Genomic DNA, 17,503 nt, shown 5'->3' on the forward strand with positions numbered 1-17,503 from the left:
CAACAAGTACGGAGAGGCCGACTCCGCCGCCAACCACCTGCTGCGCCGGGCGCTGGCCACCGGCAGCTTCGAGGACGCCGAGCGGATCCCGCTCGGCCGAGACCCGGGAGGGCTGGAGCCGACACCGGTCCGGACGGCGGCCGGCTCACGGGCGGCGGTGAACTCAACCAGGTCGCCGCGACTATCGCCACCGGCCGCGACATGGTCGGCTGCACTGGCGTACCGATTACGGCGAGGCGGTCCGGCTGGGCGCGGAGGCCGTCATCGGCATCCTGCGCGAGGCCAAGAAGGCGCTCCTGGAGGACGCGGTCTTCACCCTCGATCGTTTAGACGGCACCACCATGACTGTCTGACCTCGGTCGCCCTGGCCGCCCAGCGTTTGGGGGGTGTGGCTGGGCGTCGAGCGAGCGTCGGTGTCCGTGCAGGGTGACCGGCGGGCCCCTCGGGCCCGCCGGAAACGAAGGAGCGCCACAGCCGTGATGAGCAGCGCGGTGAAGACCAGAGCGATCACCGCAGCGCCGGCGGCATCCAGCGTCTCGGCAATGCCGCGCTGAACGGAGCCCGCCGCGTCGATGACCGGGTCCTGGAGGGCGGGGTCACGCTGGACACGGATCTCGTACCAGCCGTAGTACGCCACGTACACACCGACGCACAGGAGGAGCGCGCCGCCGAGCCGGGGCGCGATCGCGCCGAGGCGGCGCAGACGGGTGGCGGCGGCGGTGCGGGTGAGGGCGACGGTCAGGGAGGCGGTGCCGACGATCAGGCCCATCCCGCCGGCGTAGGCGGCGAACAGGGCGATGCCCTCACTGGCCGAGCCGCTGCGGAAGGCGGAGACGACGATGGCCAGGAACGGGGCGATCGTGCAGCCCAGGGAGGCCGTAGCGTAGGCCATGCCGAAGAGTGCCATCGAGGGCAGCGAGCGAGTCACGGCCGGGGCGCGGCGCAGTTTCGGTGCCGGGGAGGGCAGTTGGCGCCCGGCAATCAGCCATCCGCCGGCTACCGCCATGAGGAGCCCGAAGGTGATGGTGAACCAGGGCAGATGCTCCTGCATCTGTCCCGCGACGGGCTGGACGGCCAGGCCGAACACGCCGAAGAGCGCGGCGAATCCTGCGGTCATCGCGGCGGTGGCGGACAGTGCCCGGCCGACGGCGACCGTACGGCTGGGGGAGTCGTCTCTGAGGACGAGCAGGGAGAGGTAGGCGGGGAGCAGCGCGAAGCCGCACGGGTTGACGGCGGCGAGCATGCCCGCGCTGAGAGCGAGGGCGAGAGGCAGGTCGGCCATGGCGGGTTCAGCCGGTGAGTCCGGCGACCTTCTCAGCCAGGCCCTTGCCGCCGGGCAGCACACCCTCGTATACGGTCTTGCCGTCCTTGTCGAGGATGACGTAGCGGCTCTGTTCGGTGACCTCGAAGCGTTTCCATACGTCGCCGGCCTCGTCGGACAGGTGGAGGAACGAGTCGGTGCCGGTCTGGGAGACGAAGTCCTTCATGGCGGCGTTCTTGTCGAGGCCGGCGACGCCGAGGACGTTGGCCTCGCCCTGGTAGTCGGTGGCGACCTTGGCGGTCTCGGCAGCCTGGGCGCGGCACTTGGGGCACCACGGGGCCCAGAACCACAGCACGGTGGGCTTGCCCGCCAGCGTGGCCGCGTCGAACGGCCTGCCGTCCACGGTCGTGCCGGTGAACCGCAGCGCCTTGGGGGCCACCGCGGCGCCAGCCCCCTCCTGCGCCGGCGCGGAGGAGCCGGGAGCTGTGGTGCGGGACTTCTCCTCAGCGCTGCCGGAGGAGGCGGTGTTCTGTGTACCGCAGCCGACGAGGGTGAGCGCGGCGGCGGCGAGCAGGCCGGGGAGGATCAGGCGGGCACGCATGACGGGACGACTCCTGTGGTCGGGTCGGCTGAACTGTAGGCCGGGCGGCGCGCGGTGAGGGCCAGGGCGGGTGCTTACGGTTCGGTGACGTCAGCCCGCATGGTCGGCGAGCCGCCCTGGGGGCGAGGACAGTGATGCGGCCCAGGGCGAGGCGGATCAGGTGCCGGTCGGCGAAGTCGCGCAGCACCTTGGTGCACGTTTCGCGGAGGTGCCGACCAGGGCGGCGATCTCCTGGCGGATGAGCGTGATCTGCAGGCGGCGGGCCTGAGCACCCGTGGCCGGGTCTTGGCCGTGAGGGCCAACGGGATAGTGGCGATCCGCTGCGGTACCGACTGAAGACGCTGTCGGACAGGCGCTGTTCGAGATCGGTCAGGCACCGGCCGAGGATCTCGGTGATGCGGGGCGGAGATGCGGGCGTCGGTCAGCAAGAAGCGGTGGACGTCGGTGCGAAGAGCCTGCCGATCGGGCGTCGACACGCCTGTGGATCGCCCATGTATACGCCAGTAGAAGGGAGTTGTACGCTGCAAAGGTGGTGGGGGACAATTATCGTTTTGGGGAGTACGAGCTGGACACGGCTCGTCATCAGCTCCGCCGGGCCGGTGAGCCGGTCCACGTCGAGCCTCGGGCTCTGGATCTGCTGTGCCACTTGGTCGAGCGACGGGACCGGGTGGTGGCGAAGAACGAGCTGCTGGATGAGGTGTGGGGTGACCGCTTTGTCAGCGAGGCGGCCCTTACCACGGCGCTGCGGACCGTGCGGTTGGCTGTGGGCGACACCGGCAGTCAGCAGCGACTGATCCGCACGGTGCACCGGCGGGGCTATCAGTTCGTGGCCCCGGTGACAGTGGTCGGGGCCGGTCCGCCCGTCGGGTCCGTCGTGGAGCCGACGTCGGCGGGCGGGCCGAACGACGTGGGGAGACGTCAGACCATCCGGTTCTGCCGGGCCGACGACGGCACCCGCATCGCCTACGCCACCGTCGGCTCGGGCCCGCCGTTACTCAAGGCGGCCAACTGGCTGACCCATCTCGACCTTGAGTGGATGAGCCCGGTGTGGTCGCACTGGCTGGGAGGTCTCGCCCGCAACCGCCAACTGATCCGCTACGACGAGCGGGGTTGCGGCCTCTCGGACTGGGCCGTGCCCAGCTTCAGGTTCGACGACTGGGTCGACGACCTCGAGAGCGTGGTCGAGGCCGCCGGGCTTGATTGTTTCCCTCTGCTGGGGGTGTCTCAGGGTGGTGCGGTGGCTGTGGCCTATGCCGCGCGCCGTCCCGAACGGGTCAGCCGGCTGATCCTCGCCGGGGCGTACGCCCGAGGACGGCAGGTGCGGGCACAGGGCGAGGCCGAGCGCGAAGAGGCGAACCTCGACCTGGATCTGGCCCGAGTGGGGTGGATGCACCAGGATCCCAGCTTCCTGCGGGTCTTCGCCTCCCAGTTCCTGCCCGAGGGCACACCGGGGGACTGGGAGGACTTCAGCGCCTTCCAGCGGCGGACGACCTCTCCGGCCAACGGGGTTCGCTTCCTGGAGGAGTTCGCCCGGATCGACGTCTCCGACATCGCCCATCGGGTGGAGTGCCCGACGCTGATCATTCATTCGCGCGATGATGGGCGGGTGCCGGCCTCGCAGGCCAGTGAGCTGGCCGCTCTCATTCCCGACAGCCGGCTGGTGCTGCTCAAGAGCAGCAATCACCTGCTCACCGCGTTCGAGCCGGCCTGGGACGAGTTCCTGTCCCACATCGACGCCTTCCTGTCCGAGTGACCTCAGCGGTCGACCGGCGGGCTGCGGGGTCCGGGTCAGGCAACCGGTCGTCTGCGTACCGCGGGGCCGGCAGGCGTTTCAACTCTTGCGGGAGAGCGGCGGGCGGCCAGCAGTACTCGGATGACCATGGCCGGGGTCATGAGTGACTGCGGCCGGGCCAGCAGGTTCTGCACCCGCAGCGTCTGGCGGGCCACCGGGACGGAGGTGTGGCAGGCCCGGAACACCTTGTCGATGTAGCGGTTGACGAGGCCGGTGCCAGGCGGCTTGGACCCGCTGGTGCGAGGGTCGGCGAAGTCGGCCCCTGCCGCGATCCTCCACGGTATGTCGACCACTTTTGCGGCCCGCTGGTAGAAGTCACGCGCCAGTGCGGGGGAGGCAGGGCCGTGGCGTTCGACGGCCTGGCCCAGGGCTTGGGCCTGCAGGGTCGCCGCAGACATTCCCTGCCAGTGAAGGGGGTTGAGGCTGCAGATGGCATCCCCCAGCACCAGGAATCCCGGTGGGGTCCGCTCCAACCGCTCCACGTGGCGGCGCCGGCTGGTGGGCATCCGATGGCTGAGGACCGGTGTGAGGGCCTCGGCCCGGGCGAGGACATCGGCGATCGCGGGCGATGGCAGGGAGCGGGCGAAGTCCTCGTACTCGGCCGGCTCGGTCGGGGGGACATCACCGTGGAGCGAACCCACGGTGATGATCCAACGGCCGCCCTCCACGGGCACCATCATGCCCACGCGGTGACCGCGGGCCGGGTTGTCGACCACGAGGGCGAGAGTGCCGTCGAGATCGTCCGGCCGCCGCCGCACGGTCCGGGTTCCGTAGGCCGTGTCGATACGGATGGCGGAGACCTCGGGTGCCGGAAATCCCGCTGTGGCCAACTGGTCGAGGAAACGGGTGTTGCGGCCGGTGCAGTCGACCACGAGGTCGGCCCGGTGCTCGGTTCCGTCGATCCGGATACCGGCCACCCGGCCGCCTTCCAGGACCAAGCGGTCCACGGCCGTCTCGTCGGTGATGGACACGTTGGACCGTTGCCGCAGGAGCCGCTCGCGCACCGTGCACTCCAGCAGGGGCCGGCTCATCGACATCGTGAGGAATCCGAGATCGGACCGTATCCGGTGGGCGCCCGCCTGGTGCCACACCAGGTCCTTGGCGTCGAGGGGGACCGCGCCTGCCCGCACTAGTTCGTCGATGAGACCGGGGAACCAGCCGGCCAGGAGTTGCTGGCCGGTGGCCAGCAGTACGTGGGCGTGACGTCCCTGGGGGACGCTTCTGCGCGTGACCGCGTCCTGCGGCAGGCGGTCCCGTTCCAGTACCGTCACCCGATCGACGTGCTCACTCAGGACCCGTGCGGTCAGCAGGCCCGCTATGCCCGCGCCGATGACCACGGCGGTGGTGCCGTTGCGCTGCCTCACCTCTCACCCTCCAGCTCGAACCCGGGCCGAAGGCGGCCCTGGGCCTGCTCGAGCATCGCGCTGTCACCGGGCCAGGACTTGAGGGAAATCTGAGGCTTTTCTGAGGAGGAGCCGAAGTCGGCCGGAAAGCCGGCACCTGGCGGGCCCGAAAGCCACCGTGAAGCGATCACGTGCCCACTCCCGGGCGCGGGCGGCACTTCCGGCATGCGACCACCAGCGTGAACGGGAGGCGATGTCGGGGACGTTCGCGTGCACGCCGACAGAAGACGGCGCGTGGGTGTGGACCGGAGTTAACGTGCGCAGCCGAACAGCCGCCGGCGTGCCCCGGCTCATTCGCCACGGCGGCCACACGCCACCAGGCCGGCCTGAAGCACCCCACCGGCTTCGCCGGACACGACGGCCACGGTGACCAGCCCGAGCCGACCTGGGGCTACCACCTCAACTTCTTGGACGGGAGCCGCCACCCCGGTCTGCCGGATGCGGTCGGCTCCCTCAGCTCCTCCTCAGGGAAGCCTCAGAGGTCCACCAAGTCTGGCCTGGTGGCGGGCCCGATGCTTGAGCGGTGTCGGGCAGAGGAGCAGCCAAACGGACATCGGCCCCGGCCCGGGTCCATTTCGGACGCAAGACACCAATGAGAGATGGACACGCGATGGGACTCGACAACACCAGGACGTCTTGCCTGGTCCGGACACGACGGGGGCTGGTGCTGCTGATCGCCACGGTCTGGGCTGGGCTTCCTGCTGCGGGGAACGGTTCCCGCACACGCCAACGCCACCACCAAGCACGTCGCGTCGGACGGCCAGTCGGTCGCGTTCAAGACGAGCGACAGCAGCAAGCGCGTCCGCGGCGACATCACGGTCACCGTGAAGGCGGACGGCAACTGGAGTCAGATCTACGCAGGTGGCAGCTCAGTTGAAGATCATCAGTTTCATTGTGTGAACTACACCATGTCGTTCACCTGGGGAAATGAGATGTCGTCCGGGGCGCAACCGCCGGACACGCTCAAGGCATATCTGAATGGGTGGAGTCCCTGCGGGGCGATACGACGGGGTGGACGGTGGCATCCGGGGCGGGTGACACGCGGCAGGCGGCGACCGCTGCCCTCCAGCGAGCGGCTTCGGCTGTGTGGAAAGCGTGAAGGAAGCGCGTGATTCATGGAATAATTCCAATTCCCTTGACTGTAAAGGGAGTTGGCGACGGTCAGCTCGTTTCGATGTCGCTGCGTGGGTGTCGTCCAAGTGTCGGCCAGGGCGCGTGGTTCGAGGGGGATGCGTAGTGCATGGCATACAGGTGAGGCTGTTCGGTGAGGTTGCGCTCCAGCGAAGTGGCCAACCCGTGACCGCCCCGCCGGGCAAGGCCCTCGAACTGCTCTGCTACTTACTGATTCACCGTGACCGCATCCACACCCGTGAAGTGATCTCCGAGCTGCTGTGGCCGGACACCGAGCCCGGTGCCGCCCGAAAGTACCTGCGCCAGACCTTGTGGCGCCTCAACACGGCCCTGCAGGATCGGTCGGACGATCACGGTGAGGCACGTGAAGTCGTCGTCGTCGATCCCCATTGCGTCCGCATCAACCCGGCCGCGGCCTGCTGGCTGGATGTGGACGCGTTTCAGGAGTGTTACGCGACTGTCCGTGACACACCCGGGCACGCGCTCTCCGGCGATCAGGCGAGGGCGGTGGAGTTCGCGCTCGACCTCTACCGAGGGGACCTGCTCGCCACGTGGTACCACGACTGGTGCGGCCACGAGCGGGACCGGCTGAGACATGCCCATCTGGCCATGCTGGACCAGCTGATGGGCCACTGCGAGGCACACGGGCTCTACGCCAAGGGAGTTGGCTTCGGGCAGGCCGTCCTGCGCCATGACGCGGCCCGGGAGCACACCCACCGACAGCTGATGCGGCTGCACTACGCCGCCGGAGACCGTACCGCGGCGCTCCGCCAGTACGAGCGGTGCACATCGGTGGTCGACCAGGAGTTCGGGGTGCTGCCCTCGGCGGACACCACGGTCCTGTACGAGCACATCCGGGCCGACCGGGTCGAGGACATCCTGCCGGGTGGTGCTCGGCCGGTGGTACTCGGCCGGCCGACGCTCAAGTTGTGGAACGGGGGGCCGCCCGGTCTCGCCGAACCGCACGGGCACCTGGATCCGGTACCCGTGGACGTGATTCCGGTGCCACGACCCCGGTCTCCGCGTGAGCCTGCATCGGTCGATTCCGTTCCAGTACAGTCGATCGACTCATCCGGCCCGGACATCCGGACTCCGGGTGGCCTGCGGGACCCAGGGCGAAGACCGGCCGAGTACATCCTGGTCGAGGGGCGGGAGGACATCCCGGACGGGGGGCAGGGCAGCATGAGTGGTTCGCGCTACACCGACTCGACGCAGCACCTGCTGGCCGAACTCGCCCGCCTCGACGTACTGCTGGGCAGACAGGTCAGGCGAGCCCGGCGATCCCACCGGGAGCCCGCCGACGAACTCTCCGCGTTGTACATCACGGAAGCCGAGGTGGACAGGCTGCTGGATGGCACGCTCGACACTCCGCCCGACGACGGCGAACCGGAGACCGAAGCGGAGCTGGACAGGTTGTCGGCCGGGATCGCTGTACGCGTGGCCGAGAGCGTGCGTGACGGAGTGAGCCTGCGGCTGGTCGCCCTGGCCGGGTTGTTCGATCTGCATCCGGTGGATGTCGATGTCGTCGTGATGTGCCTCGCCCCGGAGATGGACCGCCGGTACGAGCGGCTGTACGGCTATCTGCACGACGACATGACCCGGCGGCTGCCCACCGTCGGCCTCGCCCTCGACATGGTGAGCGCCGACCGCACGGAGCGGGCCGCCGCACGGACCCGGTTCGCGCCGTCGGCGCCCCTGGTCGGACACCGTCTCATCACCCTCACGGAGGACTCCGCCGCGCCGCCGCACTCCCTGCTGGGCAACACAGTCCGGCTGGACCCGAGGGTCGCCGGATTCTTGCTGGGGGACGACGAGTTGGCCGGCCGACTGCGGCCGTACGCACGGATCGTCCCCCCGACCGGCACCTTCGACGACCTGCACTTCCCCGCAGAGTTCGGCGCGTCACTGACCCGGCTGAGCGAGCACGCCGACGACGGACTGGTGGTCTACTGCCAGGGGCCGTACGGCGTCGGCAAGCAGAGCGCCGCGTCCGCCTGGTCCCTGCGCTGGAAGGCGCCGCTGCTGGTGGTGTCCGCCGATCTGCTGGCGGAGCGCCCGATGGAGGAGTTCGCGGCGCTGGTCGCTCTCGTCGACCGGGAGGCACGGCTGCAGGGTGCGGTCACGTACTGGGAGAACGTCGACGTCCTCCTCGGCGAACAGGCCCGCCCCCGGCTGTCGTTGCTGCTGTCCACTCTGGCGGCTCACCCCGCCCCGGTGTTCCTGGCCGGGGACACCGCGTGGGAACCGTCCGACCCGCCGCGGGGCATGACCTTCGTACGGCTGGAGTTTCCCGCTCCCGGCTACGACGAGCGGCTGAGCCTCTGGGAGTCCGCGCTAGACGGGCTCGGCGGGACGGACCGGTCGGCGCTGGATCTGGCCGCCGTCTCCGGGAAGTTCAGGCTGAGCGGCGGTCAGATCCAGGACGCCGCGGCGACCGCCCGCAACCTGGCGCACGCCCGCGCACCCGGCGCGCCCCGGCTGACGCAGGACGACCTGTACGCGGCGTGCCGTCTGCAGTCCAACCGCAAGCTGGCCGAACTGGCCCAGCGGATCACGCCGCACTACGCCTGGGACGACATCGTGCTGCCCGCCGACCGGATGGAGCAGTTACGGGAAGTCGCCGACCAGGTGCGCTACCGGGCCCTGGTGTACGAGTCGTGGGGTTTCGAGCGGAAACTGGCCAACGGGCGGGGGCTGGCCGTGCTGTTCGCCGGCCCGTCCGGCACCGGCAAGACCATGGCGGCCGATGTCCTGGCCCACGAACTCGGCCTGGACCTCTACAAGATCGACCTGTCGACCGTGGTGAGCAAGTACATCGGCGAGACCGAGAAGAACCTGTCCCGCATCTTCGCCGAGGCCGCCACCAGCAACGCCGTGCTCTTCTTCGACGAGGCCGACGCCATGTTCGGCAAGCGTACTCAGGTCCGCGACGCGCACGACAGGCACGCCAACCTGGAGACCAGCTATCTGCTGCAGCGGCTGGAGCAGCACGAGGGGGTGGTCGTACTGGCCACCAACCTGCGCAAGAACCTCGACGACGCGTTCATCCGCCGCCTGCACGTCACCATCGACTTCCCCGTCCCCGGCGTCGAGGACCGCCGCCGTATCTGGGAGCAGGTCTGGCCCAAGGAGGCTCCCCTGGACGGGAGTGTCGACCCGGATCTGTTGGCCCGGCAGATCGACCTGCCCGGGGGCAACATCCGCAACATCGCCCTGGCCGGGGCCTTCCTGGCCGCCGCGGACGGTGGGGTAGTGACGATGGGGCATCTACTCCGGGCCACGCGGCGCGAATATCAGAAGATGGGCAAGATCCTGACCGCCGGAGATTTCGGCACCGGCACGACGACCGGAAAGGATGCTTCGCATGCGTTCCCCTCAGAGTGAGGCCACGTCGGCGCCGAAGGCACCGGCCACCACTGCAGGCGAAGGTCCCGCGTCGCGGGCGCGTCGGCCCGCGCATCCCCGCGACGGGCTGCCGCACCTGCAACGCCGGTACGGCAACCGCGGGGCGCGGGGCATCATCCAGGCCAAGCTGAACGTCGGCCCGGTCGATGATCCGCTGGAACGTGAGGCCGACCGGATATCGCGCGTCGCGATAGGAACGTCGGTGCAGCGGGCTCCGGAGACGGTCCAGCACGCTCATGGTGCCGAGGAAGGCGTGGCGAATCCGTCGGTGGAGCAGGCGGTGACGAGAGCGCGCGGTGGAGGACAAGCGGTACCGCGGAGGGTACGCGACCGGATGGAGCAGGCGACCGGTGCGGATTTCAGCCCGGTGCGGTTGCACGTCGACGCCGAGGCCGATCGGCTCAACGACGCGCTGGGCTCGAGGGCGTTCACGGTGGGCGCGGATGTGTTCGTGCGGCGGAGCGAATACCGGCCGGGCACGGCTCGCGGGGACGCGTTGCTGGGGCACGAGTTGACACACACCGCGCAGCAGGGTGCCACGGGACGCGGACACGTGAATGTTCCGGCAGCTACTGTGCAACGCTACGTTGAAGTGGCACCCACAGATGGCAACTACCCGAAAAAGGGGCTCGACGATTTCGAGAGCATCGACGACGGGTTCTTTCCGTTTCAGGTCGAGGACCATGGGAGTTGGTTCGCGAACGGGCAGGACTTCGACCCTGCCAAGTCGAACATCGACGTTCTGGAAATAAATCTGAAGTTGTTGGATGCTCCTGTCGTGCGTTTCTCTGACGACTATGAACTCGCCGTTCCCGTCGAGGGCAAGGCCGAGTCGAAGACGTTCTTCGCCACCGACACCCGGATAAGGGAATCGAACGGGATCCTTGAAAAGCTTAACGGACAGGTGAGGCTCACCAAGACGGCGCGGCATCTCTCGGTTTCCCTCCAGGGCGGACGGACAAAGAGGCTGTACCAGGTCGAGCCGCGAGCTGTGCAGATTCCCGGCCATACCTCCGTTCCGAACGTTCAGCCTCCCAGCGGACTCTCCCTGCGAACCCCGCAGGACTGTGAGCAAATGTCGAGATACGTTCTCGGGTTCCAGGATCACAGTTTTCATAATCGCTGGTGTAAAACCCTGGCCGAAGTTCTGGATGAGGTCACGTACAAGTTGAGGGGCAATGCTGGCCAGCGCCGGAGTGCCTTCGTCAAGAGATGGGCCGGTATTCGCGCCCCAGGCGCCCGTGCGACGAAGGATCAGCGGGAATCCTATGCCAAGGCCGGCGAGCGTTTTATTGCTGACGTGATCGGCACGCTCAAGGGACTGCAAGCGCAGCATAGAAATCAGTTTGATCAACGCCTGGAGGACGCTTTCCGGAAACGAAAGGTAAATCAATTTCTGCGTCCGAAGATTGGATCACAGCTGGTGGTGATGTCGCGCGGGGACTGGCAGAGCGGGACCGATCTGTTCCGGTATCACTATGGAGCCGTGGTGGCGGTCAGCGGCCGCGACTACGTCACGATGGAGAACTATGCCCGGCGGGACAAAGAAGTAGGCGTCTCTACGAGCGGTGCGGGGGACCCCCTGTTCTACTTCTGCATGTACGGAACGGATCCCACGAAAGAGACCTGGCACAGCCGGTGGGCCGATTCGAACAGCTTCTCCGGTTATCCGCTGTCGCTTGCTGAACGCGAGCCGTTTCGCCGAAAGTGAGAGGCCCCGCGCACCTGCCGGTCGAGCTCGCCCGTCTCGACGTACTGCTGGGCAGACAGGTCGGGCGGTGTCGGCGCTCCCACCGTGGGCCTGCTGACGAGCTCTCTGCGTTGTACGTCACGGGAGCCGAGGCGGACGCACACTGCTGGACGGCGCGCTCGATGCCTCTCCCGCGGACGGTGAACCGGAGGCCGGGGCGGGGCTGGACAGGCTGTCGGCCGGGATCGCCGAACGTGTGGGGCGGAGTGTACGGGACGGCGTGCGTCTGCGGCGGGGTCCTGGCCTGGTTGTTCGGCCTTCACTCGGGGCGGGAACGGGCGTCGCCCAAGGCGCGCAGTACCAACTGGTGCACCCAGTCGGTTTCCGTCATCCACAGCATCGGGTTGGGGTAGTAGAGCTGTCGCACCTCCTGCGTCATCCGCTGGAAGCTCTCCTCCTCGGACAGTTCGACGAAGCGGTCGGCGTTGGCGGCGCACCACTCCCGGATCGCCACTGTGCGGGCATCGCGGCGGTCCCCGTCCCTTGTCATGTCAGGCCCCGTTCTTCTTGAGCTGCTGGCCCAGCACGACCAACATCCGTATCAGAGTCAGGTCCCTGTCCCAGATCTTCCGCTGCAGCTGGTCGGCGAGGGACCGCTCCGTCTCGTGGAGCATGTCCTCAAGGGTCCCCGTCTCGATCAGTCGCAGCCACGCGGTCAGTGTCGCGGTCGCCGTGTTGATGAGCAGGTCGGCGGCACCGTCCCAGGGTGGTGACCACGGCGCGACCATGAGCACCGTGGTCATGCGCTCCTGCATGCTGTGCTCGCCGCTGACCACCATGTCGGCGATCACGAAGGCCATGAGGTCGAGGCACTCGTCCCTGGTGAGACGGCCGTTCTGGAACAGCCACGAGGACGTCTGCATGTAGTTGAGGGTGCTGTTGGAACGGCCGCCGACGAACCGGTCGGGATTGTCGTTCTGAGCCTCTGTGTACCACCGATAGTTCGCGAGGTCGACTGCGGCGGGCGGCTGGATGTCGGGGGAGTATTTGGCGCGGTCGCGGTCTGGGTGGGGTGCCTCGGTGAAGATGCTGTCGCCGCCCAGACGCCGGTACGCCTCCACCGCGATGTCCCAGCCCAGGTCCCCGATGTTCAGCCGGTTCCGCCACGGGCCCAGCGTGTGCTCATAACTCTGCTCGGCCTGGGGATCCTGGTATCGCCCGCGGACCGTGTTCGTCATCGTCACGTCGAGCGCGGGGGGCGTGCCGCGGTTGCGATCCGCGGTTCCCCCCACTGCCAACACGGGACGAACTGCGGCCAGATAATACGACTCCGTGTCGCATTCCACGTGGGTCGTCAAAGCGACGCCCAGGTATGCACCGCCCAATGCGAAGAACGCCAGTCCGCCGGTGCTCTCTGTGAGTTGGACCTGACTGCCCTGCGGCACCCCTGGGGGGCCGGGAACGTCGAACGCGGTGGCCAGCACGACGAACCGGCCGTCGGCCAGGGTCCACGTATTGTCGATGCGGAAGATCCAATAGAATCCTGTGCCGTTGACCTGTAGAAAACTACCTGTCACGACGCTCGGGTCCTGCAGGGTGTACAACGTGACGTGCTCGTTCTGGGTGGCCGCGGAGTACTGGGTGAACATGGTGTCGCGAGCGTAGGTGGAGCCGAGTTTCTGCTGCGGATCTCCCTGGTCCGGGTGCTTCACTGCGTTGCCGGCCTGCGTCATGAACAGCACGTTGTCCGGGTGCCAGGCGGGCGTGACCGACGAGTAGCCGAGGGCCGGATCCAGGAACCAGGGTGGCCTGTTCTCACCTGCGGCTTCCCGCGCGTCCATCTCCTTCTGGAAGTGTTCCCAGGCTGGCTGCACGTCGTCGCGGGTCTCGCCGGGGACGCTCGGCACGAATGACGCGCGGTCATCCAGTTCCTGCTCCCACTCGACCTTGCGGTGGTGAAGGTACTTCGCGCCGCCGCCCACCTCGGCCTGCTCGTCGGTCCTGGGACTCTTCCCGTACTGCCACACCAGCGCTTTGCTTGCCAGGAGGTGACCGGCCTGACTCTCCGCCGAGGCCGCCGCGAAGGAAGCCTTGGAGAGCTCCTTTTCGAGACCTTCGACCTCCTTGGGTGCCGGGGCCGGGTTGGGGGCACGCTGCGCGATCGGTGTGGCTGTGGCCGACGTCGCCCCGGCGCCTGCCGCGTGGCCGACGTCGGACCTACCGGTGTGCAGATGCTCCGCGTCCTGATGTGACAGGCGCGGCCCGGCCGCACCCTGCTGAACGGTGTGCACCAGCTCATGAGCCAGCAACGCGTCACCTGTCGCGGTCCCCGGCGTGTACTCACTGCGACGGACGAACACGTCCGCCCCGACCGTGAACGCTCGCGCCCCCAAGGTGTCGTTGAGCCGGTCCGGCTCGTGGCCCACATGCACCCGCACCCCGCCGAGGTCGGCGCCGGTGGCGCTCTCCATGCGCCGCCGGATCCCCTCCGGCACCGGTCGCCCTCGCCCGCGCATCCGGCCGACCGCCTGAGCCACACCCGGACCCGCGTCACCCCCACCCGGGACCGACACGCTTCCGGTCGCCGCCGGAGCCCGCCGCAACGACGCACCCGTGACCTGCAGGGCCATCCGGTCGGCGGCACGCTCCAGCGGATCATCGACCGCGCCGACGTCGAGCTTGGCCTGGATCATGCCCTGGACCCGACGGTTGCCGTACCGGCGGTGCAGGTCCGGCACGCCCTCCCGGGGATGAGCGGGACGCCGTCCAGGCTCGACGGGCTCGGCAGCCGTCACCGGCCGGACCGTTTCGCGGGCGGTGTCATGCCCAAGAGCCGGTGAAGTCGCCATCCGCTGCCCCTCAAGTCGTCCAGAATCCCGAATCCCGAATTCCGAATCTCGCCTCCAGGCCGAAACAGAACACCTATCAAGGGGGCGTCTCGTCGGCGTCTGCCGCGGCGTCTGACAGGTCGTCCGGCACATCGAGTCGCGGGAACAGACGCCGCGGCAGACGCCCGGGGGACGCTCGTCGCGTACAACTCTGCTCAGCGTCGACCGTGCCGAGGAGTCGACTGGTGCCGAGGAGAGGAGAAACGATGTTCCAGGACCTGGACGACACCCTCGCCGCGCTCGTCGAGGCCGAGTTGCCGCTGCCCGGTATCACCGTCAGCTTCGCCACCCCGGACGACCAGTTCCCGCCCTCCGGGGTCACCCTGCCCGCGCTCGCCTTCTTCCTCTACGACGTGCGGGAGAACCACGAGCTGCGCACCAACCAGTGGGACAACACGCGGCAGGAGTCCGGGATGGTCACGCGCAAGCGCGCACCGGCGCGGGTCCTGTGCTCCTATCTGATCACTGCCTGGCCGAACGAGAGCGCGCCGAACCCGGCGCAGGACGAACACCGCCTGCTCGGCGCGGTGATGAAGGTGCTGCTGCGCCACCGGGAGATCCCCGCGGGCTACCTGCGGGGCGAGTTGGCCGAGCAGCCGGCTCCGCTGCCGGCCAGGGTCACCGCCGAGAGTCAGCTGCAGGGCATCGGCGAGTTCTGGCAGGCCATGGGCGGACGGCCCAAGGCCATTCTGCACTACAGCGTCACGCTCAGCGTCGACGTCTTCGAATCCACCGACGTCGGACCCGTGGTGACCGAGACGGTCATCAGGGTCGGCCACGGCGTTGACCACGAGTCATGACGAGGGGGAGATCCCACACATGCCGCAGTATCTGGCGCCTGGTGTGTACGTCGAAGAAGTCCCCTCGGCGATCAAGCCGATCGCCGGGGCGGGGACCAGCACCGCGGGTTTCGTGGGCGTCGTGGACGACACGGTCACGATGCCGCTGCTCCCCGGCCGGTCCGGGCTGAAAGCCGACGGCACCACCCGCGAACCCACGGACTTCGCCACGGTGGCCCCTGCCGGAGTGGCTCAGCTCGTGGACGGCTGGGAGAGCTTCAAGACCCTGTTCGGCGACATCCAGCCCGGCAACAGGACGCTCGCCCACGCGGTCTACGGCTTCTTCAACAACGGCGGTGGCCGTTGCTGGATCACCCGGGTCGCGCCCGATGCCGGTACGGATGCCGACACTGGCACTGACGCCGGTGCCAGTGCGGTGGCGGACGCCGAGGCGGACCAGTTGGAGGCGAGACTGATCGCCGCGCTGGCCACCTTCACCGCCATCGACGAGATCGCCCTGGTCGCGATCCCCGGCGCGGTGAGCGACGCGGTGCAGGGCGCGATCCTCGACCACTGCGAGAACCAGTACCTCCAGGACCGCTTCGCCATCCTCGACGGCCGGCAGACCGCCACGCTGACCAAGGAGGGGATCCAGGGCGACACCCGCGACAGCAGCTACGGGGCGATCTACTACCCGTGGATCGACGTCGGCGTCAAGGGTGCGGACGGCAACCCGGTGTACCAGCCGCCGAGCGGTCACCTCGCCGGGGTCTACGCCCGCGTCGACACCGAACGGGGCGTGCACAAGGCGCCGGCCAACGAGGTGATCCGCGGTGCCCTGGGCCTTGAGACGCTGGTCAGCAAGCAGGGCCAGGCCGGGCTCAACCCCGACGGCATCAACGTGATCCGTAAGTTCGACGGCAACATCACCATCTGGGGAGCCCGCACGATGGCGGGCGCGGCGCAGGCCGAGTGGCGGTACATCAGCTCCCGGCGGGTGTTCAACTTCCTGCGGGAATCCATCGACGAGGGCACCCAGTGGGCGGTCTTCGAACCGAACGCGCCGGAGCTCTGGTCGAAGATCCGCCGCAACGTCGGCGCCTTCCTGAACACGGTGTGGGCGTCCGGCGCGCTCCTCGGCAACACGCCTGAAGAGGCGTTCTACGTGCGCTGCGACGAGAGTGTCAACCCCGCGGCGGTCCGGGAGGCGGGCCAGCTGGTGGTCGAGATCGGGGTCGCGCTGGTGCGCCCGGCCGAGTTCGTGGTGTTCCGGATCAGCCAGTGGGCCGGCGGGGTCCAGTAGTGATCCGCCGGACGGGACGATGACCCAGCAACCGATACCGGGCGTGCTCCGGCAGGACGTGTTCCCGCCCCAGGCCCCGGGTTTCCTCACCGGGGTGCCCGCCTTTCTCGGCCGGACGGCCGGCGGACCGAGCAATCCCCAACGACTGACGCTGTGGCCGCAGTTCGAGGCCGCCTACGGCGCGGCACCGGGCGGCTTCCTGGCCGACACGGTCCGGGGCTTCTTCGACAACGGCGGGCTCCTGTGCCACGTCGTACGGCTCGACGAGTCGAAGCAGCCCGACGCGGCGCTGCGGGCCGCGCTGGACGGCCTGGCGGACGAGGTCGACCTCGTGTGCGCCCCCGACATCGTCGCGGCGGCGCCGTGGCCGACTGGCGGCTCCCTCAATGAGGTCGTCTGTCAGCAGCGGGTGCTGCTGCGGCACTGCCGGGAACGGGGCGACCGGTTCGCCCTGCTCGACGGCATACCCACGACGGACACGGCGAAGGTCACGGAGCAGCGCGCGGAGCTGACCCGGACCGACGGCTCCTTCGGCTCCTTCGGGGCGCTGTACTACCCGTGGCTGTGGGCGCCCGGCGGGGACGGGGTGCTGCGCCATCTGCCGCCGTCCGGGCACGTGGCCGGCGTGTACTCGGCCGGCGACCAGCGGGTCGGCGTGCAGCGGGCGCCCGCCAACACGGAGGTCGAGGGCGTCGTCGATCTGCAGGTGCGCCTCGCCCCCGCCGAGGTGGGGGAGTTGTACGGGCAGGGGGTGAACTGTCTGCGGGCGCTGCCCGGCCGCGGCGTCCGGGTGTGGGGCGCGCGGACCCTCGCCACGGACCCGGCCTGGCGGGACGTGAGCGCCCGGCGCCTGGTCGGCACCATCGGCCGGTGGATCGAGCGGTTCATGACGGGCCTGGTCCACGAGCCCAACGATGTACGGCTGTGGGTGCGGATCATGCGCGAACTCACCGCGTACCTCGATGAGTTGTTCCAGCGTGGCGCGTTGAAGGGCCGGACGGCGGCGGAGGCGTTCTTCGTCAAGTGCGACCACGAGACCAATCCCCCGGAGGCCGTCGAGGCCGGGGTGGTGGTGACCCAGATCGGTGTGGCCCCGACCGCGCCCGCCGAGTTCATCACCGTTCGCGTCATCCACGGCGCGAGCGGTGTGACGGTCGACGTGGCGTGAACGGTCTCAACAACTTCGACAGCTTAAGCAACTTCGACGAGTAGCGACAAGTAGTGACAAGCAGGTCGGCCAGAAGATCGAC

11 protein-coding genes are annotated in these 17,503 nt (G+C 68.8%); 6 read left to right on the forward strand and 5 right to left on the reverse strand.

What is annotated here, in order from left to right; all coding sequences use genetic code 11:
* Positions 1 to 226 precede the first annotated feature (226 nt).
* Both OHA11_RS40570 and OHA11_RS40575 read right to left on the reverse strand, forming a co-directional pair.
* A complete protein-coding gene (locus OHA11_RS40570; RefSeq protein WP_266505200.1) occupies positions 227 to 1,282 on the reverse strand; it encodes a cytochrome c biogenesis CcdA family protein in 1,056 nt (351 codons plus the stop codon).
* 7 nt (positions 1,283 to 1,289) lie between these two features.
* On the reverse strand, positions 1,290 to 1,862 hold the full coding sequence (locus OHA11_RS40575; protein WP_266505202.1) for a redoxin family protein: 573 nt from the start codon (positions 1,860 to 1,862) through the stop codon (positions 1,290 to 1,292).
* Between the two features lie 529 nt (positions 1,863 to 2,391).
* Between OHA11_RS40575 and OHA11_RS40580 the strand changes: the two genes are divergently transcribed.
* Positions 2,392 to 3,615, forward strand: a complete 1,224-nt coding sequence (locus OHA11_RS40580; RefSeq protein WP_266505204.1) for an alpha/beta fold hydrolase — start codon at positions 2,392 to 2,394, stop codon at positions 3,613 to 3,615.
* 35 nt (positions 3,616 to 3,650) lie between these two features.
* On the opposite strand, the gene OHA11_RS40585 is transcribed toward OHA11_RS40580, so the two are convergent.
* On the reverse strand, positions 3,651 to 5,018 hold the full coding sequence (locus OHA11_RS40585) for an NAD(P)/FAD-dependent oxidoreductase (protein ID WP_266505207.1): 1,368 nt from the start codon (positions 5,016 to 5,018) through the stop codon (positions 3,651 to 3,653).
* Positions 5,019 to 6,353: 1,335 nt separating this feature from the next.
* Here OHA11_RS40585 and OHA11_RS40590 point away from each other — a divergent pair.
* A complete protein-coding gene (locus OHA11_RS40590; protein WP_266505210.1) occupies positions 6,354 to 9,572 on the forward strand; it encodes an AAA family ATPase in 3,219 nt (1,072 codons plus the stop codon).
* Positions 9,553 to 11,304, forward strand: coding sequence for a DUF4157 domain-containing protein (locus OHA11_RS40595; protein ID WP_266505213.1), 1,752 nt, complete (start codon positions 9,553 to 9,555; stop codon positions 11,302 to 11,304). The genes OHA11_RS40590 and OHA11_RS40595 overlap by 20 nt, the downstream gene beginning before the upstream one ends.
* A gap of 298 nt (positions 11,305 to 11,602) precedes the next feature.
* Here OHA11_RS40595 and OHA11_RS40600 read toward each other — a convergent pair whose 3' ends face one another.
* Positions 11,603 to 11,833 (reverse strand): hypothetical protein, encoded by a 231-nt coding sequence (locus tag OHA11_RS40600; RefSeq protein WP_266505216.1) that lies wholly within the window; start codon positions 11,831 to 11,833, stop codon positions 11,603 to 11,605.
* 1 nt (position 11,834) lies between these two features.
* Positions 11,835 to 14,132 carry a DUF4157 domain-containing protein gene (locus OHA11_RS40605; RefSeq protein ID WP_266505218.1) on the reverse strand — a complete coding sequence of 766 codons (2,298 nt, stop codon included), beginning with the start codon at positions 14,130 to 14,132 and terminating at the stop codon, positions 11,835 to 11,837.
* A 245-nt stretch (positions 14,133 to 14,377) separates the two neighbouring features.
* On the opposite strand from OHA11_RS40605, the gene OHA11_RS40610 reads away from it, so the two are divergent.
* From OHA11_RS40610 to OHA11_RS40620, 3 genes are read left to right on the forward strand one after another with little or no spacing between them, the layout of a single operon-like run.
* The gene (locus OHA11_RS40610; RefSeq protein WP_266505221.1) at positions 14,378 to 14,971 is read left to right on the forward strand and encodes a DUF4255 domain-containing protein; all 594 of its coding nucleotides are present in this window, start codon (positions 14,378 to 14,380) and stop codon (positions 14,969 to 14,971) included.
* A 19-nt stretch (positions 14,972 to 14,990) separates the two neighbouring features.
* Positions 14,991 to 16,253, forward strand: coding sequence for a phage tail sheath subtilisin-like domain-containing protein (locus tag OHA11_RS40615; RefSeq protein WP_266505223.1), 1,263 nt, complete (start codon positions 14,991 to 14,993; stop codon positions 16,251 to 16,253).
* A 19-nt stretch (positions 16,254 to 16,272) separates the two neighbouring features.
* Positions 16,273 to 17,421 carry a phage tail sheath subtilisin-like domain-containing protein gene (locus OHA11_RS40620; protein WP_266505224.1) on the forward strand — a complete coding sequence of 383 codons (1,149 nt, stop codon included), beginning with the start codon at positions 16,273 to 16,275 and terminating at the stop codon, positions 17,419 to 17,421.
* Positions 17,422 to 17,503: the final 82 nt, after the last annotated feature.

The organism is Streptomyces sp. NBC_00878 (genome assembly GCF_026341515.1).
Taxonomy (GTDB): Bacteria; Actinomycetota; Actinomycetes; order Streptomycetales; family Streptomycetaceae; genus Streptomyces.